Source organism: Microbulbifer mangrovi, assembly GCF_002009015.1.
GTDB lineage: Bacteria > Pseudomonadota > Gammaproteobacteria > Pseudomonadales > Cellvibrionaceae > Microbulbifer > Microbulbifer mangrovi.
Genome location: NZ_LZDE01000228.1, coordinates 1 through 11,098 on the forward strand (window position 1 = coordinate 1; position 11,098 = coordinate 11,098).

The window sequence follows — 11,098 nt, forward strand, 5'->3', positions numbered from 1 at the left end:
CCGTCCTGGCCGCAGACGGTCCCACAAGGGAGCTCCCGGCACTGACACCTTCGCATCAAGTTCCTGCGTAGTAATCAAACAACGAGGTGGCACTTCGAATCCGGTATTCTTGTTGCAGGAAAATAAGAAACAGACAACAGCAGTAAGGCAGTTCCCGGTGGTAGATATATTTACGGGCGACAATAACAACAGCGAACAACAGGCCATGCGACCCGCGCAACAGGTATTCCGTGTACGACGGACCTACAATAAGTGGGTAGGAGACGAGACCCTCGAAGACTTCGCACTGCGATTCACCGCCGTGCGCGGGCGCCGCTTTACCATCGAACAGGTGGCCAAGACTGCCCTCGGCGCCACCGCCTTCCTCGCCCTCGAAGCCATCGCCGCCGCCGTCACCCTCAACTACGGCTTTATCAACACCGTCGCCGCCATGCTCGCCGTCGCCGCAGTGATCTTCATCACCGGCTTCCCCATCACCTACTACGCCGCCAAGCACGGACTCGATATCGACCTGCTCACCCGCGGTGCCGGTTTTGGCTATCTCGGCTCCACCATCACCTCGCTGATCTACGCCTCCTTCACCTTCATCTTCTTCGCCATCGAAGCCGCGATCCTCACCTCCGCCCTGCACGCCCTGCTCGGAATCCCCCCCGCCATCGGCTACATCCTGTGTGCCGTCGCCGTGATCCCGATCGTGACCCACGGCATCCGCGCGGTAAGCAAATTCCAGATAGGCACCCAGCCCATGTGGCTGCTGTTGCAGTGCCTCGCCCTCGGCATCGCCGCCTGGTTCGAACTGGCGCGGGTGGATGACTGGACCCGCTACGCACCCCAGCACAACCCCGACAGCGGCCAGTTCAACTGGATGCTGTTCGGTGCGGCCAGCGCGGTGTTTTTTGCCATGGTGGCGCAGATCGGTGAGCAGGTGGACTACCTGCGCTTTATGCCGGAGAAAACCCGGGAGAACCGCGCGCGCTGGTGGTTCTGGCTCACCCTTGCCGGACCGGGCTGGATTCTGATCGGGGTCATCAAGATGCTGTTCGGCTCGTTTCTCGCCTATCTGGCAATTACCGGCGGCGCTTCCGCAGAACAGGCTGCAGACCCGGTGCGCATGTATCAGATGGTGTTCAACTACCTGACCCAGTCTCCCACCATGGCGCTGATTCTTGCCGGGGTGATGGTGGTGATCTCGCAGATGAAGATCAACGTCACCAACGCCTACGCAGGCTCCATTGCCTGGTCGAACTTCTTTTCGCGGCTCACCCGCAGTCACCCGGGCCGCGTGGTGTGGCTGGTGTTCAATGTGAGCATTGCACTGATCCTGATGGAGCTGGGCATCTATCGCGCACTCGAAGGGGTGCTGGGTATTTTCTCGCTGGTGGCGATCAGCTGGCTGGGCTGCCTGGCGGCGGACCTGATGATCAACAAGCCCCTGGGAATCAGTCCGTCGTATGTGGAGTTCAAACGATCGCACCTCTACGACTTCAACCCGGTGGGCGTGGGCTCGATGCTGCTCGCCTCGCTGATTGGCATCGTGTGTTACCTCGGCCATTTCGGCGACGGGGCGAAAAACTTTGCCAGTTTTATCAGTCTCGGTATCTGTTTTGTGATGGTGCCGCTCCTGGGGATCGCCACCCGCGGACGCTTTTATCTCGCCCGCCACCGGGATTTTCTCGAGGGGGAGAATGCTGATGCGGGGCAACGCTCAGTCAGTACCACCATTCTGTCCGCCCAGACCTGCTGTATCTGCGAGAACGATTTCGAGCCCGCCGATATGAGCCACTGCCCTGCCTACCAGGGCCCCATCTGCTCGCTGTGCTGCTCGCTGGACTCCCGCTGCCTGGATGCCTGCAAACCGGATGCACGCTTCTCCCAGCAGCTCAGCGCATTGATCAAAGTACTGGTGCCCGCCAGGATCGTCAGCGGGGTGGACTCGCGACTGGGGCGCTTCGCGATTCTGCTGCTGGGCGCCAGTGTGTGTATCGCCGGTGTGCTGTCATTGATCTATGGCCAGTTGCGCCCGACCACCACCGCGGAGGCTGAGCTGCTCCAGCAGGCGTTCTGGACTCTGTTTGTACTGCTACTACTGATCGCCGGGGTACTCGCTTGGCTGTTCCTGCTGACCCACGACAGCCGTATCGTGGCGCAGATGGAATCCAACCGACAGACCCGCCTGCTGTTGAATGAGATCGAGGCGCACAAGGAAACCGATCGCGCACTGCAGGAAGCCAAGGAGCAGGCGGACCGTGCCAACAGTGCCAAGAGCCGCTACCTCTCGGGAATCAGTCACGAGCTGCGCACCCCACTGCAATCCATTCTCGGTTACGCACAACTGCTCAACCAGCAGCAGGATATTCCGGAAAAGCATCGCAACGGCCTGCGCATCATCAAGCGCAGCGGGGAATACCTGACCGACCTGATCGAGGGACTGCTGGATATTTCCAAGATTGAGGCCGGCCGCCTGGATATCTACCGCAACCAGGTGCGCCTGCCCGAGTTACTGGAACAGATGGTGGAAATGTTCCGCCCACAGGCGGAAGCCAAAGGCGTGCGCTTTTACTGCCATATCCACAATCCGCTGCCGTCTACGGTGATTGCCGATGAAAAACGCCTGCGTCAGATCCTGATCAACCTGCTGTCCAACGCGATCAAATATACCCGCGAGGGACAGGTGGATTTCCATATCCGCTACCGCAACCAGGTGGCCGAATTTGCCATCGTCGATACCGGGATTGGTATCGACCCGGAGGATCAGGCGCGGATTCTCAAACCCTTTGAACGGGTGCGCAACGGGGCCAGCCCGGTGGCCACCGGTACCGGCCTCGGCCTGACAATCGCCTACCTGCTGACAGAAATCATGGGCGGCGAGTTGCGTCTTGAGAGCGAGCCCGGCAACGGCAGCCGCTTTACCGTTTCCCTGCTGTTGTCGTGGGTGGAGTCGGATCATAGCCGCGAAGTACCGGTGCGCCGTATCAGTGGATACCGAGGACCGCGGCGCAGTGTAATGGTAGTGGACGACGAGCCCATACATCGCGGACTGATCGGCGACCTGCTGACACCTCTCGGCTTTTCCATGATGGAAGCCCAGAGTGCAGAGGACTGCCTCGCGCTGGTACAACAGCAGACTCCGGACCTGTTTTTACTGGACGTGACCATGCCCGGAATGAACGGCCTGGATCTCGCGGAAAAACTGCGCACCCGAGGAATCAAGGCGCCAATCGTGATGCTCTCCGCCGACGCACATGAGCGACACCTGAAGCCGGGCGACAGCGAGCCGGCCCATCACGATGCCTATCTGGTGAAACCCCTGGTGAACCAGAAACTGTTCGACACCATGGCGCGCATGCTCAAGCTGGACTGGGTTTACGCGAGCGACAATCCCGCCGCGAGTAAACCCCAGACACTGCAACCCGCATCGCCCGAGGCGCTGCCAGATCATCCACTGCTGGCGGAGTTGCTGGCCTATGCGCGCATTGGTTACCGCAGCGGTGTACACCGGACACTGGACCGGATTGCCTCGGAATCCGTGGTCCCCAGTAACCGTATTGAAGAGTTCCGCCAACTGGCGGACACCATGCGCTTCGAGCAGTTGAGCGAAGCCCTGGAAATCAAGGAGAGTGAATGAATACCTGCGACGATACCGCAGGCCCAGCGCGGGCCACTGCGGATACGCCGACCGGCGATATCGTACTGGTGGTGGACGATTCGCCGGATACCCTGAGCCTGATCAACGACACACTGGAACAAGCCGGTATCGATGTACTGGTAGCACTGGATGGCAGCCAGGCACTGAATATTGCGCGACGACTGCGACCGGACATGATTCTGCTGGATGCGGTGATGCCGGGGCTCGACGGGTTTGAGACCTGCCGCCTGCTCAAGGCAGATCCCGAACTGGTATCGATCCCGGTCATCTTCATGACCGGACTGACGGACTCGGAAGATATCGTGCGCGGCCTGGAAAGTGGTGGCGTCGACTACCTGACCAAGCCGATCCAGCCCAACGAGCTGCTCGCGCGGATGAAGGTGCACCTGAACAACGCGCGCCTGACCTCGAGTGCGCACCAGGCCCTCGACTCCACCGGCCAGTTCCTGTGTACCGTGGATGCGGCGGGCCGGATGCACTGGGCGACACCGCAGACCTACGCCCTGCTCAGCAGCGCCGGCGCCATGGAAGGTGCCCTGCAGCAGAAAATGATTGCCGATCTGAAATTGTGGCTCTCGCGCAGTCCGGGTAGCGGCCACAAACTGAAACTGGAAGGGTTGCTCAAACCCCTGGCGGTGGTGTTTATAGAGCAGCGCGACGGCGGCACCTATCTGTTAAAGCTGCTAGATGACGGCGGCCCTGCCGGCGAAGAAATTCTGCGGGAAAAACTGTCACTGACCAGGCGGGAATCCGAGGTACTGTTCTGGATTGCCAACGGAAAAACCAACCGAGAGATTGGGGAAATTCTTGATGTGAGCCCGCGCACGGTGAACAAACATCTGGAGGGCATCTTCTCCAAGCTCGGGGTAGAAAACCGCACTGCGGCGGCGGGTATCGCGATTCGGGCGTTGAATCCCGACTCTTGAGTGCTTGTCGGCAAAGCGTCGTGTGCAAGCCTTCAAAACCGATGTAAATACTTCCCTGCAAGCTGCGTCGGCGACATCCCTTCCCTGTCACCGACGCTTTTGAAACCCCTTGCCCGGCACTTTGCATTCGCGTCGGGTTTGTGCTTCTCCGCGTTTTAGTCTTTCTGATTGTTCTTCGCGTTGCTTCGCTTGTGCAACAGGAATACGGCGATTGTGCTTACCGATAACGCCATAACAATCCACAGCATATGGTGCATTTCGTGCACCACACCGGCGGGCGCATGGCCTTCGTGGGCATAGGCGAATACACCTGCGGTCATGGAGATTAAGGTGACCAGGGTCGGATACAGTGATTTGATTTTCATGATTTCCTCTACTTCTTGTGCTCAATACTTGAATTGATTTATGCAATTGCAGGAATGGCTTTTTCTTCCAGCATTCCTTCGCGCACGATAAATTCAATTATGTCTTTCAGACCCTGCTGCGCTTTCAGGTTGGAGAAAACAAACGGACGCTCGCCGCGCATTTTTTTGGCGTCGCGGTCCATGACTTCCAGGGAAGCGCCGACCAGTGGGGCCAGGTCAATCTTGTTGATGATCAGTAGATCGGAGCGGGTGATACCCGGGCCGCCCTTTCTGGGAATCTTGTCACCGGCAGAAACGTCGATCACATAGATGGTGAGGTCGGAGAGTTCCGGGCTGAAGGTGGCGCTCAGGTTGTCGCCACCGCTTTCCACAAACACGACATCTAGCTCGCCGTGACGGGCCACGAGTTCGTCGATGGCGGCGAGGTTCATGGAGGCGTCTTCGCGGATGGCGGTGTGGGGACAGCCGCCGGTTTCCACGCCGATGATACGATCTGCACTCAGCGCTTCGTGGTTGGTGAGGAACTTGGCATCTTCCTGGGTATAGATGTCGTTGGTGACAACCGCGATGTCGTAGTGCTCGCGTATTGCGCTGCACAGCTCGCGCAACAGCGCGGTTTTACCGGAGCCCACTGGGCCGCCGACGCCTACCCGAAGTGTCTGTTTTTTACCGGTTTGCATGATCGATAACTCCCGATATTCATTGAACTCTGTTATGAGATTTTTCAATTAACGTTCGCGGTATTTGTTTTCTTCAAGACCGGAACAGGCGCGTGTACTGGTGTTCGTGGCGCGCGCTGGCGATCGCCAGGGCAGGCAGGCCAGCGCCGATTTCACAGTCTTCGATCCGCTTCGCACGCTCGATAGCAGAGGGCACCCGTTGCTGGATTTCGCCGATCAGCTGCTGTGCCTGGGTCTGGCCGAGGGGCACCAGCTTGGTGGCGGCGGCGACCTGATTTTCCAGCCAGGACCAGACCAGGCCGAGCAGAGCGGCGTCTGCACTCAACCCCCAGTGATGGGCGGCGACAGCAAAAGCTGCGGTGAAACTGACTTCGTCACAGTGCAGTTTGCTGTCGACCTGCAGCTGCTTCAGCAGCCGGATCAACGCGCTACCGGTGGCGGTGTCGGTAAGGCGCAGTTCACTGGTCTCACGGCAGGCCAGCGCATAGTGATTCCAGTAGTGCAGACGTTCACTGCTCCTCTCTTCCAGCGCGCGGTGACACCGCAGCAGCAACGGGCAGTCCACCTGGGTGAGGGATTCCTGTAACTGCAGGGTAAGCCACTGACGGGTGTCATCCGCATTGCGCACCCAGCCAGCATCAATGGCGTATTCCAATCCCTGGGAAAACGCGTAGCCACCGACAGGCAGGCTGGCGCTGGACAACTGCAATAATCGCAGCAGCGCGCTGTCAGTGGTGGTGATGCTCATGATCGCTGTGGGCATGGGTTTCGGTATGACCGTGTGAATGGCCGTGCTCGTGGGCATGAAAATGTCCGCCGCTGTAGGCACCGGATTCCGGCACGAATACCGCCTGCTCTTTTGTCAAAGCCAGGCCGAGCAATTCGAGCATTTCTTCCAGAACGTGGTCCGGCACAATGCGCAACCAGGGCGCACCGGCATCGCTACCAACCTGCAATTTCACATGCCTGTTACCCAGGTGATAGCAGGCGCGACTGAAGGTGAGCCAGTCGTCGCAGCGGGCGGTGGTGACCGGCTCTGCGGCGCCCTGGACCTGGATATGTTTGCCGCATTCGCTTTGTAAAATTTCCCCCACCAGCAGCGGCTTGCCGCGCTCGAGGAAAACCCGAACTTCGATGCCATCAGGGGTTTGGGTGCGCAGGCGCCCGCGATCCCGCTGTAGATGGTCCAGGACCACACAGCCGTCGGCGGTAATGTCGGCGCACAGGCCGAGGCGTTGATAAATATCCAGCGTCACACATTACTCCTTGTGCAATTTCAGAACAGGCAGTAGCGCTGTGCCAGCGGCAAAACTTCTGCGGGCTCGCAAGTAAGCAGATCGCCATCGGCGCGCACTTCGTAGGTCTGTGGGTCCACAGTGACATCCGGTTGCCAGTCGTTCAGCAGCATGTCTTTTTTGGTAATGCTGCGGGTGTTTTTACACGGCACCAGAGCGCGCTGAAGGCCGTGCTTTTCTGCCACGCCGTTGATGGCCGCAGCCTGGGAGACAAAGGTCACCGAGGTTTTCGCAGCCGCAAGTCCATGGGCACCGAACATGGGCCGATAGTGCACCGGTTGCGGTGTGGGAATGGAGGCATTGGGATCCCCCATAGGTGCGGCGGCAATCATGCCGCCCTTGATAATCATCGACGGTTTGATACCGAAAAATGCCGGTTTCCACAGCACCAGATCGGCGAGCTTGCCGACTTCGATGGAGCCCACCTCATGGCCTACACCGTGGGTGATCGCGGGATTGATGGTGTACTTGGCGATATAGCGACGCGCGCGGAAATTGTCCGCACCCTCGGCCTCGCCATGGCAGTCCTCCGGCAGGCAACCGCGCTGCACTTTCATTTTGTGCGCGGTCTGCCAGGTACGGGTAATCACTTCGCCGACGCGCCCCATTGCCTGGGAGTCCGAGGCAATCATGCTGAAGGCGCCGAGATCGTGGAAAATATCTTCCGCGGCAATGGTTTCCTTGCGAATGCGCGAATCCGCAAACGCGATGTCCTCGGGAATACTGGTATCCAGGTGGTGACACACCATCAGCATATCCAGGTGCTCGTCCACGGTGTTCACCGTGTACGGGCGGGTGGGATTGGTGGACGAAGGCAAAACATTGGAAGAAGCACAGGCCTTGATAATATCCGGCGCGTGTCCGCCACCGGCACCCTCAGTGTGATAGGTGTGTATGGCACGCCCCTTGAACGCGCCGATGGTGTCGTCGACAAAACCGGATTCATTCAGGGTGTCCGTGTGAATCGCCACCTGCACATCGTACTTGTCGGCCACTGTCAGGCAGCAGTCGATGGCCGCCGGAGTGGTGCCCCAGTCTTCGTGTAACTTCAGGCCGCAGGCACCGGCCTCAAGCTGTTCTTCCAGCGCTTCCGGCAGGCTGGCATTGCCCTTGCCGAGAAAACCGAAATTCATTGGCAGGCTATCCGTGGCCTGCAGCATCTTGCCGATATTCCACGGTCCCGGTGTACAGGTGGTGGCGTTGGTTCCCGTAGCCGGACCGGTGCCGCCACCGATCATGGTGGTAACCCCGGACATCAACGCCTCTTCCACCTGCTGTGGACAGATAAAATGGATATGTGCATCGATGGCACCCGCGGTGAGAATCGATCCCTCGCCGGCGATAATTTCCGTGCCCGGGCCGATCACGATATCCACACCGTCCTGTACATCGGGATTGCCCGCCTTGCCGATACCGGCAATGCGCCCGTCTTTTACTGCCACGTCCGCCTTCACCACGCCCCAGTGATCGAGGATCAGCGCATTGGTAATCACCAGATCCGGCGTGTCTTTAGATGGCTTCTGGCTCTGGCCCATCCCATCGCGAATTACCTTGCCGCCACCAAACTTCACCTCATCGCCGTAGCGGGTGAAATCTTTCTCCACCTGCAACCAGAGTTCCGTGTCACCCAGGCGCACGCGATCACCGGTGGTGGGGCCGAACATCTGTGCATAACTTTCCCGGTCCATGCGGCTCATGACTTCACCCCGAAAGTTTCATCCAGAGGCCCCATCACTTCACCGCGGAATCCGTAAACCTCGCGAGTACCGGCATAGGCGACCAGCTCCACCTCGCGCCCCTGGCCCGGCTCAAAACGCACCGCAGTACCGGAGGCAATATTCAGGTGAAAACCCCGCGCGATTTCGCGTTCGAAGCGCAACGCCGGATTGACCTCGTAAAAATGGTAATGGGAGCCCACCTGCACCGGACGGTCGCCCGTATTTTCCACCCTCAGGGAGCGGGTTTCGCGGCCGGGATTGAGTTCGATATCGCCCTTGTCTTTGGCGACCTGAATTTTTCCGGGAATCATAATGACCTTTTTATTTTTCCAGCGCCTCAGCTAATCGGATTGTGCACGGTTACCAGCTTGGTGCCGTCGGGAAACGTCGCTTCCACCTGCACCTCGTGAATCAATTCCGGCACACCATCCATCACCTGGTCCGCGCGCAGGATCTCACGGCCATAGCCCATCAGTTCCGCCACACTCCTGCCATCCCGCGCGCCCTCCATGATCTCCATGGTGATCAGCGCCACGGCTTCGGGATAATTCAGTTTCAGTCCCCGCGCCAGTCGTCGCTCCGCCAGCAGCGCGGCGGTAAAAACCAGCAGTTTGTCTTTTTCTCTCGGCAGTAATTCCATGCAAAACCCTGCAGTGCCCGGTATTTATATTCAGTGATAAATCAGGTGTGCCAGATCCGCGGCGCGCAAGCGGCGCGGCCGAGTAATTCGGGCCGCAGTAATTCCCACAGTTCCGTTAACAGTGCGCGCACCTCAAAGGCACAACGCCCCAACGCGCGTGCCACGATCATTCCCGACACATGGGTTATCCCGGCCAGACAGCGTTTGGCATGCGCGCTAATGATTTCCCGACAGGCCTCCCGCACCGTTTCATCCGGAGCGAACGGCCCCATCACCAGCAGGCCATTTACCGGGTAACCCTGCAGTCCAGCGCGGGAAGAAAGCACATCGCCGGCAAAAGTGCTGTTGCAATTTGATGGCCGGGACAGACGCAGGGACTCGATCAGCAGCGGAACACCTTCGCGAAAAATCTCGAGTCGCTGTGACAGGCGACCATTGCCCAAGGTTGCATCGCAGGCAGGCAGTCCCAGCGAGGTCACCTCCCAACCGGCGAAGTGGCTGTCACGGGCCAGGTCCACCCGCGTCACCATGGCGCCATTGGCGTCCGGGTAGACAATATTCTCCAGCGGCAGCCACTCCAGACTCGCCCCCTCCTCAACCTGCAGGAAGGTGTTCTGGCTCTGCAGCAAGCCGTCACTGCGCGCCCGGTACACCCGGCCGGCACCGGTGGTTGTCACCAGTGCGCGCGCGCCTTTTTTTACCTCCACCCGTACTTCCAGTCGGTCCCCGGATACAAGTCCACCGGGCGGGTGCAACAAATAAACATGAGCGAGGTCGCGCCCCTCGGGAAAAAAAGGCTTCTGTACGTACAAGGGCCCGTGATGGTGATTGCGCGCCAGCCGGCAGCCTCGCTCAGTCCGCTCAAACTGCAACGCCAGGCCCGCACGCCAGCGACCGGACGCGCTCGCCTCGGCAACAAATGGATCGGGTATGGCAAGTTGATTCATGCAAACACTGACAGCTGAATCCCACCGCGCGGCTTTGCCGCAGCGACAGGTTGGATTTAAAGCCAATGGAAACAAGTTTCAGATCGGAGCGGTATGCGTCAATTGACGTAGTGCCGTATCAAATCGCGGCCCCTGAAAAGCCCGGCAAAAAACCGTACACTCGAGGGCACCCGTCAATACAGCCACTGCGGTTAACCCCCAGGATTCACAGGAACGCTCACAGCAAAGAAAGGAACACCCCATGGCCCTAACCCCCTCCACCATGATCCCCCTGGGCACCGCCATGCCCGAATTCCAGCTGCCAGATCCCACCGGCACCCTGGTCAGCAGCAGCGATTACGCCGGCAAACCCTTGCTGGTTATGTTTATCTGCAACCACTGTCCGTTCGTGAAACATATCGCCACAGGGCTGGCTGATTTGGCAGAGGAGTACATGCCGGCAGGGCTCGGAATCGTCGCCATCAACAGCAACGACTTCGTCAATTACCCGGAAGACAGCCCGGAAAAAATGCAGGAAGAAGTCGCCGCGCGGGGATACCGCTTTGCTTACCTGGTGGACGAGGATCAGGCCGTGGCCAAGGCATTTGATGCCGCCTGCACACCGGACTTTTTTCTGTTTGATGGCGAGGGGAAACTGGCGTATCGCGGCCAGTTTGATGACAGCCGGCCGGGCAATGCTGAGCCGGTGAACGGTAAGGATTTGCGCGCTGCTGTGGATCAGGTTCTGGCAGGGGAAAAACCGGCAGACGATCAGGTGCCGTCTATCGGCTGCAATATCAAGTGGAAATAGCTACGAAGCTATAGCTGCAAATTGAAGGCGAAGCGGCAGGGAGCGCACTTCAAAAGCGTCGGCGACATGGACGTCGCCGACGCAGCGTACA

At 59.1% G+C, this 11,098-nt stretch carries 11 protein-coding genes; 3 read left to right on the forward strand and 8 right to left on the reverse strand.

From position 1 onward, the window contains the following. The first annotated feature begins 157 nt into the window (after positions 1-157). Together B4U49_RS03135 and B4U49_RS03140 are read left to right on the forward strand one after the other, a co-directional pair. Positions 158-3,625: a hybrid sensor histidine kinase/response regulator gene (locus tag B4U49_RS03135; RefSeq protein WP_239692453.1), complete on the forward strand. Its 3,468-nt coding sequence runs from the start codon at positions 158-160 to the stop codon at positions 3,623-3,625. Next, complete coding sequence (locus B4U49_RS03140) at positions 3,622-4,572, forward strand: response regulator transcription factor (RefSeq protein WP_078083120.1); 951 nt, start codon at positions 3,622-3,624, stop codon at positions 4,570-4,572. Before B4U49_RS03135 ends, B4U49_RS03140 begins: the two co-directional genes overlap by 4 nt. 155 nt (positions 4,573-4,727) lie before the next feature. On the opposite strand, the gene B4U49_RS03145 is transcribed toward B4U49_RS03140, so the two are convergent. The 8 genes from B4U49_RS03145 to B4U49_RS03180 all read right to left on the reverse strand — a co-directional run bounded on the left by B4U49_RS03145 (position 4,728) and on the right by B4U49_RS03180 (position 10,217). After that, on the reverse strand, positions 4,728-4,937 hold the full coding sequence (locus B4U49_RS03145; protein WP_078083121.1) for a hypothetical protein: 210 nt from the start codon (positions 4,935-4,937) through the stop codon (positions 4,728-4,730). A gap of 38 nt (positions 4,938-4,975) precedes the next feature. Then, on the reverse strand, positions 4,976-5,617 hold the full coding sequence (gene ureG, locus B4U49_RS03150) for an urease accessory protein UreG (RefSeq protein ID WP_078083122.1): 642 nt from the start codon (positions 5,615-5,617) through the stop codon (positions 4,976-4,978). A 73-nt stretch (positions 5,618-5,690) separates the two neighbouring features. Next, positions 5,691-6,422 carry an urease accessory protein UreF gene (locus tag B4U49_RS03155; RefSeq protein WP_239692454.1) on the reverse strand — a complete coding sequence of 244 codons (732 nt, stop codon included), beginning with the start codon at positions 6,420-6,422 and terminating at the stop codon, positions 5,691-5,693. Next, positions 6,346-6,873, reverse strand: coding sequence for an urease accessory protein UreE (gene ureE, locus B4U49_RS03160; protein WP_204902975.1), 528 nt, complete (start codon positions 6,871-6,873; stop codon positions 6,346-6,348). Before ureE ends, B4U49_RS03155 begins: the two co-directional genes overlap by 77 nt. A gap of 20 nt (positions 6,874-6,893) precedes the next feature. Further along, positions 6,894-8,609: an urease subunit alpha gene (gene ureC / locus B4U49_RS03165; RefSeq protein WP_078083124.1), complete on the reverse strand. Its 1,716-nt coding sequence runs from the start codon at positions 8,607-8,609 to the stop codon at positions 6,894-6,896. Then, the gene (locus tag B4U49_RS03170; protein ID WP_078083125.1) at positions 8,606-8,941 is read right to left on the reverse strand and encodes an urease subunit beta; all 336 of its coding nucleotides are present in this window, start codon (positions 8,939-8,941) and stop codon (positions 8,606-8,608) included. The genes ureC and B4U49_RS03170 overlap by 4 nt, the downstream gene beginning before the upstream one ends. Positions 8,942-8,967: 26 nt before the next feature. After that, positions 8,968-9,270, reverse strand: coding sequence for an urease subunit gamma (locus B4U49_RS03175; RefSeq protein WP_078083126.1), 303 nt, complete (start codon positions 9,268-9,270; stop codon positions 8,968-8,970). A gap of 41 nt (positions 9,271-9,311) precedes the next feature. Next, positions 9,312-10,217: an urease accessory protein UreD gene (locus B4U49_RS03180; protein ID WP_078083127.1), complete on the reverse strand. Its 906-nt coding sequence runs from the start codon at positions 10,215-10,217 to the stop codon at positions 9,312-9,314. A gap of 241 nt (positions 10,218-10,458) precedes the next feature. On the opposite strand from B4U49_RS03180, the gene B4U49_RS03185 reads away from it, so the two are divergent. Next, positions 10,459-11,007 (forward strand): thioredoxin family protein, encoded by a 549-nt coding sequence (locus B4U49_RS03185; RefSeq protein ID WP_078083128.1) that lies wholly within the window; start codon positions 10,459-10,461, stop codon positions 11,005-11,007. Positions 11,008-11,098: the final 91 nt, after the last annotated feature.

Bases quoted from the DNA above. Each gene is read 5' to 3' on its own strand.
- B4U49_RS03140 (WP_078083120.1), top strand. From the start codon at position 3,622: ATGAATACCTGCGACGATACCGCAGGCCCAGCGCGGGCCACTGCGGAT.
- B4U49_RS03145 (WP_078083121.1), bottom strand. From the start codon at position 4,937: ATGAAAATCAAATCACTGTATCCGACCCTGGTCACCTTAATCTCCATG.
- ureG (WP_078083122.1), bottom strand. From the start codon at position 5,617: ATGCAAACCGGTAAAAAACAGACACTTCGGGTAGGCGTCGGCGGCCCA.
- B4U49_RS03155 (WP_239692454.1), bottom strand. From the start codon at position 6,422: ATGCCCACGAGCACGGCCATTCACACGGTCATACCGAAACCCATGCCC.
- ureC (WP_078083124.1), bottom strand. From the start codon at position 8,609: ATGAGCCGCATGGACCGGGAAAGTTATGCACAGATGTTCGGCCCCACC.
- B4U49_RS03170 (WP_078083125.1), bottom strand. From the start codon at position 8,941: ATGATTCCCGGAAAAATTCAGGTCGCCAAAGACAAGGGCGATATCGAA.
- B4U49_RS03175 (WP_078083126.1), bottom strand. From the start codon at position 9,270: ATGGAATTACTGCCGAGAGAAAAAGACAAACTGCTGGTTTTTACCGCC.
- B4U49_RS03180 (WP_078083127.1), bottom strand. From the start codon at position 10,217: ATGAATCAACTTGCCATACCCGATCCATTTGTTGCCGAGGCGAGCGCG.
- B4U49_RS03185 (WP_078083128.1), top strand. From the start codon at position 10,459: ATGGCCCTAACCCCCTCCACCATGATCCCCCTGGGCACCGCCATGCCC.